At 64.9% G+C, this 19,634-nt stretch carries 2 protein-coding genes; both read left to right on the forward strand.

Going from position 1 to position 19,634, the window contains the following annotated elements; translation table 11 throughout:
• The first annotated feature begins 187 nt into the window (after window positions 1-187).
• Window positions 188-18,691 carry a non-ribosomal peptide synthase/polyketide synthase gene (locus FOY51_RS14630; RefSeq protein ID WP_235916337.1) on the forward strand — a complete coding sequence of 6,168 codons (18,504 nt, stop codon included), beginning with the start codon at window positions 188-190 and terminating at the stop codon, window positions 18,689-18,691.
• A complete protein-coding gene (locus FOY51_RS14635; RefSeq protein ID WP_235916339.1) occupies window positions 18,688-19,623 on the forward strand; it encodes a glycosyltransferase family 2 protein in 936 nt (311 codons plus the stop codon). Before FOY51_RS14630 ends, FOY51_RS14635 begins: the two co-directional genes overlap by 4 nt.
• The last annotated feature ends 11 nt before the right edge of the window (window positions 19,624-19,634 follow it).

The following is a 19,634-nucleotide window of genomic DNA, read 5'->3' on the forward strand; positions in this document are numbered from 1 at the left end:
AGGCAAATTTAGAGTGCGAAAATAACTGATTGGGAGCCGCCTCCAAAGGATTTCGGCCGCCAACTAACATTGCGTAGGCTTCTTTCGTCGAGGGAATTTTGGGGGATTTACATTGGCGTCGCAACGACCTTCCTCGGAGGGCGTCGCCGATTGCACAATCCCCGATCGTGTCAACACTGCCTCCGAATTGTTCCCGCTTTCTTCAGCTCAGCGTGGAATCTGGTTTGCGCAGCATTTACTCGGCGCCGTGCCGATTGTCATAGCGCAATATGTCCACATCGACGGCGATCTCGATATCGAGGTGCTGAATTCGGCGGCTGCCGAAGCGGCACGCGAAATCGGCACCGGAATGCTGCGCATCGTCGAAGTGGACGATCAACCGTTCCAGCAGATCGATCACTCGCTTCGCGATCAGATGACGCACCTGGATTTCCGCGACGACGACGATCCGGCGGCAGCAGCACAAGCCTGGATGCGCGCCGAGTACAGCGCGCCGATGGACGTGCTGTCCGATCGTCTGATCGAGTCGGTGACGTTGCGGATCGCCGACGACAGCTACTACTGGTATGCCCGAATTCACCACATCGCGCTCGATGGGTTCGGCGCGATGAATTTTGTGAATCGTATTGCGGAGCGCTACTCCGCCGTGGTCGAAGGTCGGCCGATCGACGACGTCCGTGCGGTGCCGTTGCCCGAGATCAGCGCTGAGGAGACCCGCTACCGCGAGTCCAAACGATTCGGCAAAGACGCCGCGCACTGGGCGAAACGCACCGAAAACCTGCCGTATCCGATCAGTCTCGCCGGTCGAACCGCCGACGTCGGCACGCTGCCGATCGTCGTGAGTGAGCCGCTCTCTCCCGCAACGGAATCCGCCCTCGACGCGGTGATGAGGCGGCGCGATGTGGCGTCGATAGCGCCCGTCGCGGTTGCCGCCGTCGCCGCCTACCTCTCGCGGCTCACGGGCGAGGACGACGTGGTGCTGAGCCTCCCCGTGTCAGCACGCGCCACTGCAAAACTTCGCCGTTCGGGTGGCATGGTGTCGAACGTCGTCCCGATCCGGCTGGGTGTCGAGGCGGGCGTCTCCACAGGCGACCTCATCGACAGAGCCGAGTTGGAACTGACGGGCGCTCTGCGGCACCAGCGCTATCGGCACGAAGACATCCGGCGAGACGGCGGCGGCAGCGAGGGTCGGCGCGGCTTCTTCGGTCCGGCGATCAACATCATGATGTTTCACAGCGAGATTCGTTTCGGCGACATGATCGGGCGTTTGCACGTATTGACCACGGGCCCGGTCGAGGATCTTTCGATAAACATCTATCCGAGCGTTGCGGGCACTCGCGCGCATATCGATTTCGAGGCAAATCCGAATCTGTACTCCGAGGCCGATATTCGGGCGCATCACTCACGATTTCTGGAGTTCTTCACGACTTTCGCCCAATCACGATCCGATAGCGCTGTCACCGAGATCGACGTTCTGCGCGCCGACGAATATGCCGCGTTGGTTCCGTGTCGCGGACCTCGGGCGATGCCCCCGCAGTTGCTGCCGGATCTGCTCGCGGCGGGTGTGTCGATCAACCCCGACGGCGTCGCTGCCGTCGCATCGGGTGCTGAGCTGACTTACCGCGAACTCGACGCCACCGCCAACCGCCTTGCGCGGCTGTTGGTCGATGCGGGTGCCGGACCCGAGACGTTCGTCGGTCTGGCGTTCACACGATCGCTGGATGCGATCGTCGCTCTGTGGGCTGTCGCGAAGACCGGTGCGGGGTTCGTTCCGATCGATCCGCAGCTGCCTGCGGCCCGTGTTGCGCGGATGGTCGACGACTCGAACGTTCTGCTCGGTCTCACCACCGGCGAGCATGTCGCCGACCTGCCGACCGCAATCGAATGGGTGGTGCTCGACGATCCGGCGGTTCGGCATCGCGTTGGGATACGTTCGGCCGCGGGAGTTTCCGACGACGACCGCACCGCCGCACTACGTGTCGATCATCCGGCGTACATGATCTATACCTCCGGTTCCACCGGTGTTCCCAAGGGCGCGGTCGTCACCCACGCCGCACTGGCAAACTTCGCCGCGGGGGCGCGTGACGAACTGAGGGTGAGCAGTGAGTCCCGCGTGCTGCGCTTTTCGTCGTCGAGCTTCGATGCGTCGCTCTTCGAGCAGATACAGGCGTTCAGCGCTGGAGCGACGATGGTCGTTGCGCCCCCGAATGTCTTGGGCGGCACCGAACTGGTCGACCTGTTGCGCGACCAACGGGTCACTCACATCGTCTCCGCGCCGACCGTGCTCAACACTGTCGATCCGCGCGGCCTCGACGATCTGGAAGCGGTGCTGGTCGGCGGCGATGTCTGCACCCCAGACCTCGTCGCACGTTTCGGCGACGCATGCCGTTTCACCAACAGCTACGGTCCGACCGAAACGACGATCGTGGTCACGGCGGGCGATCCCCTGACCGCAGGTTCGGCGATCACCATCGGAGCGCCGCTGCAGGGTGTCGCGGCGCTGGTCCTCGATCGCAAGTTGCGCCCGGTGCCTGCCGGTGTGATCGCCGAGCTCTACATCGCGGGACCTGCACTCGCGCGCGGCTACCATCGCCGCTCCGCTCTCACAGCCGACCGATTCGTGGCAAATCCGTTCGGCGCCGACGGATCTCGGATGTATCGCACAGGTGACGAGGTGCGGTGGACGACGAACGGTCAACTCGAGTTCATCGGCCGATCCGATCATCAGGTCAAACTCCGCGGATTCCGTATCGAACTGGGCGAGATCGACGATGCGCTGCTTCGTCAGGACGGCATCGATTTCGCCGTCACCATCGTGTACCGCACGGATGCGGGCAATTCGGCTCTCGTGTCCTACGTCAAGTCGGTAGCGGCCGCCGATACCGATCCAACCCGGGTGATCGAGCGTGCCGCCGAAACCCTGCCTGCGCACATGATTCCGGCTGCGGTGATCGTGCTCGACCGGATTCCGCTGACCGCAGCAGGCAAGCTCGATCGTCGCGCGCTTCCCGCGCCGGTATTCGCCTCTCGCGCAGAGCATTACCGGCCGCCGACGACGGACGCCGAGCGGGTTATCGCCGGTGTCGTCGCTGCGGCCCTCGGTATCGAACGCGTGAGCATCGACGATTCGGTGTTCGCGATCGGCGTCGACAGCATCATCGCGATGCAAATCGTGACCGGAGCACGGTCGCAGGGGCTTACGTTCACCGCTCGGGAAGTGTTCGAACGCAAGACCGTTGCCGAGATCGCGAAGATCGCGATACCGATCACCGATGCTCCCGATGCCGTCCTTGCCGAGTTGGCAGGCGGCGGGGTCGGCGACATTCCGCTGACACCGATCATGCATGCCATGGCAGACCGCGGCGACTTCGCGGCGTTCTATCAGGCCGCTCTGCTGGAACTGCCCGACGACGTGACCGACGATCGCTTGGCGGCAGTGCTCGGAGCGGTCATGGATCGTCACGACGCTCTGCGGGCACGCTTCTTCCTTGGCCCGGACGGGCGGTGGAGCCTCGAAACCCGTGTGGTGGGAACAGTTGCCCCGGTCGTAGTGCGTCGAGAACTTCCCGCCGACGATGGCAATGGTGAGCTGATCGACGAATGCGCCGCCGCGGCAAGACGATTGGATCCCGCCGAGGGCGAGCTGCTGCAAGCGGTGTTGCTGACGTCGCCGACGTCGAGCCGCCTGCTGATCGTCGTTCATCACCTTGCGATCGACGGGGTGTCCTGGCGGGTACTGCTCCCCGACCTCGCGGCTGCCTATGCGCAGTCGGCGGCGGGTTCGGCAATCGAATTGCCCGCTGTCGCAACGTCGATGCGCCGGTGGGCGCACGGCCTACTCGAATCCGCACGCGCCGGTCGGTATGCGGACGAACTACCGCGGTGGGCCGAGATCCTCGACGTGCCGGACCCGTTGCTCGGATCGCGACCCCTCGACCCCGCCGTGGACATCGGTTCGACCGTCGATCGGGTGCACGTGGAGCTGACCTCCGCGGTAACCGCCGACCTGCTCACGACGCTGCCCACGGCCTTCGGATGCGGAGTCAACGACGGGTTGCTGTCGGCTCTTGCGATCGCCGTCGCCCAGTGGCGCCACCTGCGCGGTATGACCGAGACGTCTGTGCTCTTGACGCTGGAGGGGCACGGGCGCGAGGACGATGCGGTTGCGGGCGCTGATCTTTCGCGCACGATCGGCTGGTTCACCAGCGCGTTCCCGGTCCGACTCGATATCCCCGCCCACACCGATCTGGGCGACGCGATCAGGGGTGGACCGGCGACTGGTCCGGTCGTCAAAGCCGTCAAGGAGCAGCTGCTCGCACTGCCGTCACGCGGAATCGGATACGGAGTTCTGCGCTACCTGGACGACGTTGCTGGTCCGAAACTGGCGAAGCGGGGCGCGCCGCAGATCTGTTTCAACTACCTGGGTCGATTGAGCGCAGGCACCGTGTCGGATGCGGTACGCGCCGCGGGATTCCTGCCCGATCCGTCCGCGCCGGACTTGAATGCGTACAGCGGTCCGAACATGGTGGTGGGCAGCGCGGTAGACATCAACGCCGTCGTCGTGCCCGGTGACCGAGGCGAATACCTGACTGCGTCGTTCGGATTCCCCACCGGCGTGCTGAGTGCGCCCGAGGTCGGTGAGCTGGCCGACCTGTGGCGTGCGGCCCTCGAAGGTCTTGCCCAGCATGCGAATACGCCCGATGCGGGCGGATTGACACCATCGGATCTTCCGCTGGTCTCGGTGACGCAACCCGAGATCGACCGCTGGCATCGACGATTCCCGTCGATATCCGATGTGTGGTCCTTGGCACCGATGCAGGAAGGGCTGCTCTTCCACGCGACGCTCGCGGCCGGCTCGCTCGACGTCTATGCCGGTCAGCTGATCCTGAATGTCACGGGGACCGTCGACTCGGCTCGCCTGCGAGCCGCGGGCGCGGGACTGCTGACGCGCCATCCCAACCTCCGCACCGCATTCGTCTACGACGACGCCGGCAATCCTGCGCAGGTTGTGCTCGATTCCGTCGAATTGCCTTTCAGTGACATCGATCTGACGCATTGCGACGACGACGATCGCGATGGCGAACTCCAGCGAGTCCTCGACGACGCGAGGGTCGCTCCGTTCGATCTCGCAGCACCGCCGCTGTTGCGCCTGCTCGCGATTCGGCTCACCGCTGATCGCTGGGTACTCGCGATAACGAATCATCACATTGTCCTCGATGGGTGGTCCAACCCACTGCTGCTGCGCGAGTTGCTGATTCGGTACGCGGCAGGAGCTGCGCTCGGGTCGTTGCCGGAAGTTCGGCCGTATCGGGACTATCTGGAATGGCGCGCGAGCCTCGACTCGGACGAGTCGCGACGAGTATGGGCGGCGGCGTTGGCGGGCGTCACCGAACCGACACTGCTGGCGCCGGGCGCGGATGTCGATGCGCCACTCGAGATTCCAGCCGAACAGGCCGTGGACCTGGAGCCGCAGCTGCTGGCAGGCTTGACGGCGGTCTGCAGTGCGTTCGGCATCACGATGAACACCGTGGTGCAGGCGAGTTGGGGACTGCTGTTGTCGCGGTTGCTCTCTCGCGGCGACGTCGTATTCGGAGCCACCGTCTCCGGTCGCCCGCCGCAGCTGTCCGGCGTCGAGAACGTGGTCGGCCTGTTCATCAACACTGTGCCGGTTCGCGTGCGGGTCGATCCGGACGAGACCTTCGGCGACCTGCTGACGCGGTTGCAGACCGAGCAGGCTGACCTCCTCGACCATCATCAGTCGCCGCTCGGCGATATTCAGGCGCGAGCGCAGGTCGGCGCGCTGTTCGACACCTTGGCCGTCTTCGAGTCGTACCCGGTGGATCGGGCGGGGTTCGACGAGGACACGGACTTCGCCGGGATGCGAGTGCGCTCCGTAAGTGGCAGGGACGCAACCCATTACCCGATCACCGTTGTCTCGATGCTGGATCCCGACTTGCGAATCGTTCTCCGATACCGCACCGACCTCTTCGACGACACCGACGCGGAGGTTCTCGCAGGGCGGCTGCTGCGCGTGCTGCGCACCATCGCAACGACTCCGGATGCTGCGGTCGGCACGCTCGATGTGCTCGATCCGGCCGAGCGCAGTTCGGTGCTGACCGACTGGAACGACACCGCGCACCCCGTGCCCGCAACCACTCTTGTCGATCTCTTCGAAGCGCAGGTGGCGCGGACGCCCGACGCCACTGCGGTGGTGTTCGGGACGACGGCCCTCACCTACGCCGAACTCGACGCACGATCGAATGGATTGGCGCGCTATCTGATCGAGGCCGGTGTGGGCCCGGAGTCGTCGGTCGGAATCGCGCTACCGCGGTCGCTGCAGCTGCTGGTGGCGATCTACGCGGTGGGGAAGGCGGGAGGCGCCTACGTCCCCATCGATCCCGATCAGCCCGACGAGCGCACCGACCATATCGTTGCGACTGCCGCCCCCGTCCTCGTCCTGACGAGCGCAGCCATGGACCGCATCGATCCGGCCGGTTACGACGCGGGCAAGATCGTCGATTCCGAGCGGTTGTCTCCCTTGCGCGTCGGCAACACGGCGTACGTGATCTTCACCTCCGGTTCCACGGGCAGGCCCAAAGGCGTTGCGATAACACACGATGCCATCGTGAATCGCCTGCTGTGGATGCAGCATCGCTTCCCGCTCGGTACGGACGACGTCGTCTTGCAGAAGACGCCCACCACCTTCGACGTCTCCGTGTGGGAACTGTTCTGGCCGTTGCAGGCCGGTGCTCGGGTGGTGCTTGCGGAGCCTGACGGTCATCGTGATCGCGACTATCTGGAAGACATCGTTCGCGACTACGGCGTGACGACAATTCATTTCGTACCGTCGATGCTGGATGTGTTCCTACCGGGACTCGACTCCGCGCGGCGCACGCCGCTGCGCCGAATGTTCACCAGCGGTGAAGCATTGACCGCGAGCACGGCTGCCGCAGTGCACGCGGCCCTGGACGTGCCGCTGCACAATCTCTACGGACCGACCGAAGCGGCCGTCGACGTCACCCATCACGAGGTCCGACCGGGCGAGAGCCTGGTGCCGATCGGTGCGCCGACCTGGAACACGCGAACCCTGGTCCTCGATGCTCGACTGCAACCGGTGCCTGTCGGAGTGGTCGGGGAGCTGTACCTCGGTGGCGTGCAGCTTGCTCGCGGCTACATCGAACGGCCGGATCTGACGGCAGGGCGTTTCGTCGCCGATCCGATCGGAGCAGCAGGTGCGCGGCTGTTCCGCACCGGCGATCTGGTCCGCTGGACGCCGAGCGGCGAGTTGGAGTACCTGGGGCGTAACGACTTCCAGGTGAAGCTGCGTGGACAGCGCATCGAACTCGGTGAGGTGGAAGCCGCACTACTGCGCGATGACAAGGTGTCGCAGGCGGTGGCGGTCGTTCGAAACGACGGGCCGGCAGGCGATTACCTTGCGGCGTTCGTGGTCGCTGCGGACGGCGCGGACCTCGACGAAAAGGATGTGCTCGACGCGGCAGCGGTCGGCTTGCCGAAATTCATGGTGCCCGCGCTGGTCGTCGCGCTGGAGCGCATGCCGCTCAACGCAAGTGGGAAGCTCGATCGCAAGGCCCTTCCGTCGACAGCCTTTTCGAGCTCCGCCGAGTACGTTGCGGCGGCGAGTCCGACCGAACTGACGCTCGCCGAGATATTCGCGCAGGTGCTCGAGGTCGAGAAGACCGTCGACGTCGGCACCCGGGACAGCTTCTTCGATCTCGGCGGCAACTCGCTGATTGCAACTCGATTGTTGGCCAGAGTCAACGCCGAGTTCGGCATCCAGCTGAGCGTGCGGGAGGTGTTCGAGGCGCCCACCATCGGTGCCCTCGCGCGGGTTGTCGACGGCGTGCTCAGCGGGCGGATGCACCGACCGGCGTTGGTAGCGGGAAACCGTCCGGACACGATTCCGCTGTCCCCAGCGCAGCGCCGCATGTGGTTCCTGAACCGGTTCGATCCGGCTTCGGGTGCGTACAACGTGGCCGCGGCGCTGCGATTGACCGGCGAGTTGGATGTCGCGGCCTTGCGGGAAGCCTTCGCGGACATCATCGATCGGCACGAGTCTCTGCGCACGCTCTACCCGGACTCGCCGAGCGGTCCGACGCAGCAGATCGTCTCGACCGTAGACGCTCTGGACGAGCTGGCGTTCGACGACGTGATCGATTGCGCCGACTCCGATCCACTGCCGGATCGTGTTCAGCGAATCGCCGCAACAGGTTTCGACGTGAGATACGAGATCCCGGTCGATCTGACAGTGCTGCGTTCGGCTGGTGATGAGCACGTGCTCGTGTTGGTGGTACACCACATCAGCATCGACGGCTGGTCGATTCAGGTGCTGGCGCGCGACCTGGTCGACGCCTATTCGGCACGCAGCAAGGATCGAACGCCGTCGTGGGCGCCGCTGCCGGTCCAGTACGCCGACTATGCGGTGTGGAAGCACGCGCTGCTCGGATCGGAGGCCGACCACGATTCTCTGGCAGGCAGGCAGATCGAGTACTGGACATCGCGTCTGGCAGGTCTTCCTGAGGTACTGTCGTTGCCCGCGGACCGACGCCGCCCCGCGGTGCCGTCGTACCGCGGTGCCGGCGTCGATCACGAGATCGACGCGAAAACCTATGCAGCGGTGGACGAGCTCGCTCGATCGGCCAACGCAACCCGGTTCATGGTCCTGCACGCGGCGCTGGCGGTGCTCCTGGCGCGAATGAGCGGGACCACCGACATCGCGATCGGTGCTCCGATCGCAGGTCGTGGCGAGCGCGAACTCGACGACGTCGTGGGAATGTTCGTCAACACCCTGGTGCTGCGCACTGCGGTCGATACCGAGCAGTCGTTCGGCGCACTGCTCGAGCGGGTGCGTGCGGACGATCTTGCCGCGTACGGTAACGCGGACATCCCATTCGAGCGCCTCGTCGAGTTGATCGATCCGGTTCGATCGACTGCTCATCACCCCCTCTTCCAAGTCGTGCTTGCGGTCGAGGACGAACGCGACCACACGGTGCGGTTGCCCGGATTGCGCATCGAATCGGAACCCATCGATTTCGGCACCGCCAAATTCGATCTACAGCTGACGGTGCGTGAGCGATACGATTCGGCGGGAAGTCGCTGTGGCGCAACCGCATCGTTCACCTACGCGCGAGATCTGTTCGACGCGGCGACGATCGAGGCGTTCGCTCACCGCTTCGCCACGATCCTCGAAACCGCGACGGCCGAACCGGGCCGCCCGGTCGGGGCGATCGACCTCCTCTCGGCCGCCGAGAAGTACGCCCTCGTGCCTGCCAAGGGTGCTCCCGCAGTCGGTGCTCGGACCTTGGCCGATCTTTTGGCCGGAGCGGTTCGCAATCCCGACGCCATTGCCTTGATCCACCCGACGGCCACCATGACCTACGGGGAACTGGACACGCGGTCGAACCAGCTCGCTCGGCTGTTGATCACATACGGGGTAGGTCCGGAACACTTTGTCGCGGTGGCGGTCCCACGCTCGCCCGAGTCCGTGTTGGCCATCTGGGCGGTGGCGAAGTCCGGTGCCGCGTTCGTGCCGGTCGATCCGACCTATCCTGCAGACCGGGTAGCGCGCATGATCGACGACTGCGGCGCGGCGGTAGGTCTTGCCATCGCGGCCCACCGCGCCGATCTGTCGGGCACGGTGCACTGGCTGATGATCGACGCCGACGAGGCGCACGATCAGCCGTCGGATCCCATCACTGATGCCGACCGCGCTACGCCCATCCGCGTAGATCATCCCGCTTACATGATCTACACCTCCGGGTCCACCGGAGTACCGAAGGGCGTCGTGGTGTCGCACGCAGGCCTGGCATCCTTCGCGGCCGAACAGCGCAAGCACTATGGCGTACAGGCGAGTTCGCGTACGTTGCACTTCACCTCGCCCAGCTTCGATGCATCGATACTCGACTTGTTCATGGCCGTCGATGCGGGCGCCGCGATGGTCGTGGTCCCGACGGACGTCTTCGGTGGTGCGGACCTGGCGCACATACTCCGGTCGAACGCGGTGACCCATGCCTTCGTCACTCCAGCCGCATTGGGGACCGTCGATCCGGTCGGACTCGATCGACTAGAGGTGGTGGTGGTCGGTGGCGATGCCTGCGATCCCGCGCTGGTCCAGCGCTGGGCACCGGGGCGTCGAATGTTCAACGCGTACGGGCCGACGGAATCCACGGTCATGGCAACGCATTGCGGCCCACTACAACCCGGTAGGGCGATCTCGATCGGCGGCCCGATTGTCGGCACCGATGTCGTGGTGCTCGATGCTCGGCTACGTCCGGTGCCGACGGGTGTGGCCGGCGAACTGTACCTGGGCGGAATCGGCCTGGCGCGGGGCTATCACCGGCGCGCCGGGCTGACCGCCGATCGGTTCGTTGCCAATCCCTTCGGTCTCGCGGGCTCGCGCCTCTACCGGACGGGTGACCTCGTTCGATGGACCAGCGAGGGGCAGTTGGAGTATCTGGGCCGCACGGACTTCCAGGTGAAGGTTCGTGGTCATCGAATAGAACTCGGTGAGATCGATGCGGTCCTCGCAGCGCATGCAAGTGTGCACACCGCTGTCTCCGTCGGCCACGCGCGCGAGTCCGGCGGCACCGCCGTGGTGTCCTATGTGGTGGCGAGGAATGGGCACGCGGCCGATCCGATCGGGCTCACCGAACACGCTCGCGGTCTGTTGCCCGAGTACATGGTGCCGTCGGCGATCACCGCTGTCGACACCGTGCCGCGAACCACGTCCGGCAAGGTCGACACGAAAGCCCTTCCCGCACCGGTGTTCACCGTGCGCCGCTACGTCGCTCCCAGCGAAGGCACACAAGCGGACCTTGCGAGCGTGTTTGCGGACGTTCTTGCCGCAGGTCGAGTCGGCGCCGACGACAACTTCTTCGACCTCGGTGGCAATTCGCTCACCGGTACCAGCGTGATCTCGCGGATCAACGAGATGTGGGGGATCGGTCTCGCGGTCCGGGAACTCTTCGATGCGCCGACTGTCGCGGCACTGGCAAGTCGAATCGACAGTGCGCAACGCGACGTCGTGCGGCCCGATCTGGTCGCCGGCTCGCGTCCGACGAGAATTCCACTCTCCCTTGCGCAACAACGGATGTGGTTCCTCAACCAGTTCGATACCGCGTCGCCCGCCTACAACATCCCGTTGGCGGTCCAACTTGTCGGGTCGCTCGACGTCGCTGCGTTGCGCGCAGCCGTGCGGGATGTCCTCGACCGGCACGAGTCGCTGCGAACGCGATACCCGGATTCGGCTGTCGGTCCGTATCAAGAGGTTCTGTCCGTCGACGACGTTGCGCTCGACCTCACTCCTGTCGCTGTCACCGACGAGATTCTGGGCGCCGAACTGGTTGCGGCGCTCGCCGTGGGATTCGATGTCGGCGCAGCTGTTCCCTTGCAGGGCAAATTGTTTCGAGTCGACCCACACCGGCACGTGCTGGCACTGGTGGTACACCACATCAGCGCCGACGGGGTGTCGACGATGCCGCTCGCGCGCGACATTCTGCTGGCGTACACGGCACGCGCCACGGGCGAGCCGCCGCCCTGGGCGCCGCTGCCGGTTCAGTATGCCGACTTCGCGCTGTGGCAGCACCGACTGCTCGGTGACGAGTCCGACGTGCTTGCGCTCGGCTCGCGGCAGCTGAACTACTGGCGGGAACAGCTGGCGGCTATGCCGGCCGTGCTCGAATTGCCAACGGTGCGGCCACGTCCCGCCGTCGCGTCGATGCGTGGTGGCCGAACGGATTTCGTCATCGGAGCGGAGCTGACCGACAGGCTGACCACGCTCGCGCGGGAATGCGGCGCGTCGATGTTCATGGTCCTGCATGCGGCACTGTCGGTGTTGTTGTCGCGGCTGAGCGGGAGTGCGGACATCGCGGTCGGTTCGCCGATCGCCGGTCGGGCCGAGCGGGCACTCGACGATCTTGTCGGGATGTTCGTGAATACCTTGGTCCTGAGGGTCGATGTCGAGCCGGGCCTGTCGTTCATCGACGTAGTTGCGCGGGCCCGACGCACCGACCTCGCCGCATACGAGCACGCCGATGTGCCATTCGAGCGAGTCGTCGAAGTTGTCGATCCCGTTCGCTCGCAGGCGCATTCGCCGCTGTTCCAGGTGGCGCTGTCGCTGCAGGAACCTGGAATGGGCACGCTCGAACTTCCCGGTCTCGAGGTCCAGCCGGTTGACCCCGGTATCGATGTCGCGAAGTTCGATCTGGAATTCACGTTCCGGGAGACCGGCAGCGACGGCATGTCGGCGTCGGTGACGTACGCGAGCGACCTGTTCGACTCGCCGACCGTCGATCTGATCGCGCAGCGATTCGTCAGATTGCTGACGAGCGTGACCGCCGATCCGAGCGGCGTCGTCGGCGACATCGACATCCTGTCGCCCACCGAACGGGCGACGTCGCTCGCCGGGCGCGACGACGCACCGCGGCCACGCCTCTTGCGCGAGATCCTGACCGACGCGGCGGCACTGAATCCCCGTCGCATCGCGTTGACCTGCGAGGGCATCGACGTCGATTACGGACGACTCGATGCTGCGTCCACCCGGCTGGCGCACAGTTTGACGGCGCGCGGTGCTCGACCGGAAACCTATGTTGCGGTGGCCTTCCCGCGCTCGATCGCGTCTGTCATCGCGGTCTGGGCGATTGCGAAGACCGGCGCCGCGTTCGTGCCGATCGACCCAGCGCATCCGAACGAACGCATAGCCCACATGCTCGCCGACTCCGGCGCGGTGCTCGGGCTGACGGCTGCCGACACGGTCGATCGACTGCCAGACGATGTCGAGTGGGTCGTCGTGGGAGACGTGGCCGAGGACGTGAGTATCGCGGAATCGGAGGAGCCGCTGGTCGGCGCGATCTCGCATGCGTCGGCGGCCTACATGATCTACACCTCCGGAACCACAGGAACACCGAAGGGTGTGGTCGTCACGCACGCCGCGCTGTCGACGTTCTGCGCCGATGTCCGAACCGATCTCGAGCTGACCGCCGAGTCGCGCATGTTGCGATTCTCGTCGTCCAGTTTCGACGCATCGATCTTCGAGATACTGGCCGGATTCAGTGCCGGCGCAACGCTGGTGATCGCGCCACCCTCGATCGTCGGCGGGACGGAACTCGCCGAGTTGATCGACGCCGAACGGGTATCGCACATCATCACCGCACCGGCAGCACTCGGAACGATCGATGTCGCAGGCGCGAGCGAGCTTCGCACCATCGTGGTCGGCGGCGACGTGTGCTCACCGGATCTGGTGCAGCGGTTCATGCCCGGCCGCAGGTTCTTCAACAGCTACGGGCCCACCGAAACCACCATCGTCGTCACCATCACGGCGCCGCTCGACGGACGGGAGGCGATCACCATCGGTAGACCAGTTGCCGGGGTGCAGGCGTTGGTGCTCGACGCTCGTCTGCATCCCGTTCCGGCCGGGGTCGCCGGCGAGCTGTATCTGAGTGGCCCCGGGTTGGCGCGGGGTTATCACGATCGTCGGGGGCTGACGGCCGAGCGCTTCGTCGCGAACCCGTACGGCGGAGCGTCGGTTCGCATGTATCGGACGGGTGACCTGGTACGCCGCAGTACGGCCGGCGATCTCGACTTCATCGGTCGGATCGACTCGCAGGTCCAATTGCGTGGTCTGCGTGTGGAATTGGGGGAAGTCGAGATGGTCCTCGCCCGCCACGACGGTGTTGCCCAAGCGGTGGCGGCGATGCATTCCGACCCGCACACCGGCGACAACCTGGTCGCCTACGTCGTCGCGGATCCTGGCGTGACCCTCGATTCGTCGGCCGTTCGTGAGCGCGCGAGTTCTGCTCTGCCGCGATACATGGTCCCGTCCGCTGTGATGGTGCTGGACGCGCTGCCGATCAGTGCAGCGGGCAAGCTCGATCGACGGGCGTTACCGGTTCCGGAATTCGTGACGGAACGCGAGTTCCGCGGGCCCGAGAATCCGGTCGAGGAGACAGTTGCCGACGTGTACGCCGAACTTCTCGGCGTCGAGCGGGTGTCGGTCGACGACAGCTTCTTCGAACTCGGCGGCAACTCCCTTCTCGCAACACGATTGGTCGCGCGAGTGAACGCGGCGTTGGGCACCTCTATCGCAATCCGCACGGTGTTCGAGCATCCGACCGTCGCGCAGTTGGCAGTGCATGCCGAGTCAGCCTCGTCGGACGCGAGCAAGGTGCGGCTCGAACGCATGCCACGGCCGGATCGCATACCGCTTTCGTTTGCGCAACAACGGATGTGGTTTCTCAACAGGTTCGACACCGCATCAGGTGTGAACAACGTTCCGCTCGCGCTGACGCTGTCGGGCGACCTGGACACCGCATCGCTGCGGCTGGCACTGGCAGCGGTGATCGAGCGACACGAGTCGCTGCGCACCGTGTACCCGGACTCCGACTCCGGCCCGTGGCAGGTGATTGTGCCCGCCGCGCAGGCGATTCCGGATCTCGATCCGATCGCTGTCAGTGCCGATGATGTGGTGTCGCGAGTTGTCGAAGTGGCGTCGGCGGGCTTCGACGTGGCGGTCGAGGTGCCGGTTCGGGTCCGCCTTTTCCGTGCCGGCCCTGCCGAGCACGTTCTGGTCTTCGTGGTTCATCACGTTGCGGCGGACGGCTTCTCGATGGGGCCGTTGGCACGTGACGTGATGATCGCGTACACGGCGTACTCCCATGGTGGGGAGCCGTCGTGGGCACCGCTCGACGTGCAGTACGCCGATTACGCCCTGTGGCAACGCGCCGTACTCGGTGCCGAGGACGATCCGACCACGTTGGCCGGTCGCCAGCTCTCGTACTGGCGCGAGTTCTTGCGCGATCTACCTGAGCAGCTCGAGCTGCCCACCGATCGCCCCCGCCCGCCCGAACAATCCTTCCGCGGTGAAACGTACGCCTTCACGCTCGACGGACGCATTCACCGAGCGTTGATTCAGTTTGCGCACCAGCGCAACTCGACGCTGTTCATGGTGATGCATGCGGCTTTCGCTGTACTGCTGAGCAGGCTCGGGAACCAATCCGACATCGCGATCGGGACACCGATTTCCGGACGTGGTGAACAGGCGCTGGACGATCTGGTCGGCATGTTCGTCAACACCTTGGTGTTGCGAACACAGGTTCCGGCCGACGCCCCGTTCACCGCATTGCTCGAGCAGGCGCGTGCCAACGACCTCGCCGCGTTCGGTCATGCCGACGTGCCGTTCGAGCGGTTGGTGGAGGTGCTCAATCCGACCCGATCGGCGGCCCGGCACCCGTTGTTCCAGGCTGCGCTGTCCTTTCACAATCTGGAGCGCAGTACCTTTCGACTTCCCGGCGTCGAGGTCGACGTCCTGGACGCGGGATTCGAGCCTGCGAAGTTCGATCTGCATCTGACGCTGGTCGATCGACACGACGACAACGGCAACCCCGCCGAGATCGCGGGCTCGTTCACCTACGCCGCCGATCTGTTCGATCGAAATACGGCCGCGCAGTTCGCTGCCAGGTTCGAGCGGATAGTCCGAGCCGTGATTGCCGACCCGGCAGTGGTCGTCGGTGATATCGCCATCCTCGACGAGGTACAACGTCACAGACAGCTGGCAACGTGGAACGACACCGCGCACCCGATCGATCCGACCGACACGCTGGCGGATCTGTTCACCCGTCAGTGCGCTGCAACACCGGATGCGATCGCTGTGGTGCTCGACGGCAGCGAAGTGACATACGCCGATTTCGGTGTCCGCGTGAATCGCCTTGCCCGCGAGCTGATCGCGCGGGGGATAGGCCCGGAGTCGCGTGTTGCCCTCACGATGCCGAGGTCTCTCGATCTCATAGTCGCCATGTATGCCGTTGCTCATGCGGGCGGCGCGTACGTCCCGCTGGATCCGACGCACCCGGCCGAGCGCAATAGACACGTGCTCGACGCAGCAGCGCCCGCGCTGGTGCTGGCGACCTCCCGTCATCGGGTGGCCGGCAACGGTCTCGACGAACTGCTCGTCGACGAAGTGCTCGTCGACACGATCGATCTGGCACATCGAAGCTCGCATCCGATCGCCGCAGCGGACCGGATCGGGCAGGTGCGCGCGAGCAATACGGCCTACGTCATCTTCACCTCGGGTTCTACCGGGCAGCCGAAGGGCGTCGCGGTGCCACACGGCGCGATTGTGAACCAACTACGTTGGAAGCAAGCCGAATACGGCCTCGACGGTTCCGATGCGCTGCTCCTGAAGACGGCCGCCACGTTCGATCTGTCGGTATGGGAATTCTGGTGGGCCCTGACTGCCGGTGCGCGATTGATCGTCGCGAAGCCGGGCGGCGAACAGGATCAGGTTTACCTCGCCGAGTCGATGCGTGCGAGCGGCGTCACCGTTGCGCACTTCGTGCCGTCGATGCTGACCGCGTTCCATGCGGCGGCAGCTCCGGACAAGATCGATTCGCTGCGGCAGGTGATCTGCATCGGTGAGGCCCTCGGCGTCGAAACAGCGCGTCTGGTAGCGGATTTCAGTTCCGCCACGGTCGACAACCTGTACGGCCCGACCGAGGCCGCGGTGAGCGTCACGCACTACCGCGCGACGCTGGACGACGGCCCGACCGTTCCGATCGGGGCACCGGAATGGAACACCCAGGTCTACGTACTGGACAGCAGACTTCATCCGGTGCCGGTCGGTGTTGCGGGTGAGTTGTACATCGCGGGCGCCCAGTTGGCGCGCGGTTACGTACGGCAGCCCGATCGCACGGCAGAGCGGTTTGTGGCAAATCCATTCGGCGGCAGCGGTTCCCGGTTGTACCGAAGTGGCGATGTGGTGCGATGGCGGCCGGATGCCACCGGACGCATCGTGCTCGACTACGTGGGGCGCAGTGATTCTCAGGTGAAGGTACGGGGGTTCCGCATCGAGCTCGGCGAGGTCGAAGCCGCATTGCAGGCGGATCCCAGCGTCGCGCAGGCAGCGGTGATCGTCCGGCAGGGCCCGGGCGGTGCCGACAACCTGGTCGGCTATGTGGTTGCGGCAGAGAAGGTTTGCCTCGATGTCGATTCCGTGCGGCAGGGCGTCGCCGATCGCGTTCCCAGCTACATGACCCCGTCGGCGTTGGTCGTTCTGGATCGGCTACCCGTCACTATCAACGGGAAGCTCGACAAGAAAGCGCTTCCGGCGCCCGAGTACGCGAGTAGCAGCGGCTTCCGGGCACCGTCGACACCCACCGAGCACATCGTCGCCGACGTCTTCGCGAGTGCGCTCGATCGCACGAGTATCGGCGCTGACGACGACTTCTTCGATCTCGGTGGCAACTCCCTGCTCGTGACATGGGTGACCGCACGCATCAACGAGGCATTCGACTCTGGGGTGGGCGTCCGTGAATTCTTCGAATCACCCACTGTCGCAGGGATTGCGGCACGGATCGATCGTCGCGGTCCCGAGTTGCCACGCCTGCGTGCCAGGGAACGACCGGCCGTGATTCCGCTTGCACCGGCGCAGGAGCGGATCTGGCATGCCAACCAATTGCAGCCAAATGGTGATTGGAACATCCCGTTCGCCCTGCGGATTCGCGGAGCACTCGACCTGACGGTGCTGCAAGCTGCCGCTGCCGATGTGGTGGAGCGGCACGAAGCCTTGCGGACGCGCTATCCGGACAGTGCCGCCGGTCCGGTGCAGGACATAGCCGAAGCAGCGGAGGCGATTCCGCAGGTCGATCGGGTCCGAGTCGCGGAGTCCGAACTGGACGGCCGCCTGCGCGACTACCTGTGGGCGGACTACGATGTTTCGCGCGAATTGCCCTTGCGGATAAGACTGTTCGAATTGGATGTCGACGACCAGGTGCTGGCAATCGTGGTGCACCACATTTCTGCCGACGGATTCAGCATGGGTCCGCTGTCGCGCGATGTCATGCTGGCCTACGGGGCGCGTGCCGCAGGTGTTGCACCGCAATGGGATCCGCTACCGCTGCAGTATCGCGACTACACGTTGTGGAAGCACGACGTTCTCGGCGACTTCGAGGACCTGAACAGCGTGGGGCACCGCGAGCTGCAGTACTGGCGCGATGCACTCGACGGCCGCGCCGAACGCCTCGACTTCGGCAGTGCCCCCGCGGCCCGTACATCACGCGGTGCCACCGCGTCCGTGACGATCGATGCATCGACCCACGCCGCCCTTGTGCGGATTGCCCGCGAGAGCAGAGCAAGTCTGTTCATGGTGTTGCAGGCCGCTCTGGTGCTACACGTGAGTCGGCTCGCGAGCAGCCTGGACGTCACCGTCGCCACCTCGATCGGTGGTCGTGACGATCCTGGCGTGCAGGAGGTGGTGGGCAATTTCTCCGATGACGTCCTGATGCGGGTGCAGGTGACCGCAGGCGAGCCGTTCGGAGCACTCGTGGCCAAGGTGCGACGAGCTGCGTTGGGAGCCTTCGCAAATCCCGACGTCTCGAACACCCGCCTGCAGAAGGCGCGCGGAACGACGGAACGGCTTTTCCAGGTGCAGTTCATTCTGCAGCCTGCCGTGGAAGCGATCGATGTCGAGTTGGGCGAGCTTCGCGTGAGCAGCCATCCGTTCGAGGTCGAGATCGCCAAGCACGACATCGAATTCAGCCTGAACGACAGCTATGACGACGGCGCACCGGCGGGGATCACCGGTGGCCTGTTGTACTCCACCGACCTGTTCGATGCCGAGATGGGGGAACGAATTGTGCAGGGCTACCTCGATGTCCTCGCGGAAGTCGTCGGTGACGTGTGAGATTGCGTAGAGACTCGCCTACCACCGACGCGGCCGTAATCGAGGACTTCGGTCGGCCAAAGGGTATCTCGGTGGTGATCGCGGCATACGAGGCCTTGCCCGAGATCGACACCCAACTTGCCGCTCTTGCAGCTCAGGAATTCGACGGTCTCTTCGAGGTGATCGTCAGCGACAACTTGGGAAGCCCAGAACTGCTGGCGCACATCGACACCCATCCGTTGCGCGAGAAATTGAATATGCGAGTGGTCGACTCGTCGGATGTGGGTGGAACTGCGCACGCTCGCAATGTCGGCTCACGGGCTGCCACACAGGATTTCATCGCGTACTGCGATCAAGACGATGCCGTGCATCCGGGCTGGCTCAGCGCGATGGCCGATACCGCAGCGAGTCATGCGATGGTCGGCGGTCCATTGGAGCGAGACACACTCAACGAACCCGCGGTCGCGCAATGGCGACCGCTGCCGCCGCCGGAGAAGCTGCCCGTCCTCGCCCACTTTCTGCCCATCACATTCGGCGCGAACATGGGAATCTGGAAGCGCACGTTCGACGAGATCGGCGGCTGGGACGACACGTATCCCACGGCGGGGAGCGACGTCGATATCTGTTGGCGCGCACAGCTACATGGTCATTCTCTCGGTTACAACCCGAAAGCGTTGGTCGCGTACCGATACCGAACGACCATGCGCGAGATGTTCGATCAGGCGAGCAGCTACAACGTCGCCGAAGCTCGCCTGTCGAAGCAGTACGCCGAGCAAGGCGCGCGCGGCAGCAATCCCCTCATCCTCTTCGGCTACGGCGGGTGGTTGCTGTTCCGGCTGCCGCTGCTGCCGTGGAACTGGTCGAGTGCGCGTCGGGGCCAGTGGATGTGGGTTGCCGGAGCTGTGAGGGGGCGAATCAAGGGCAGTTGGAAGTACCGTCACGTGTATTTTTGAGCGCCATATGC

Source organism: Antrihabitans cavernicola (assembly GCF_008297975.1).
GTDB lineage: Bacteria > Actinomycetota > Actinomycetes > Mycobacteriales > Mycobacteriaceae > Antrihabitans > Antrihabitans cavernicola.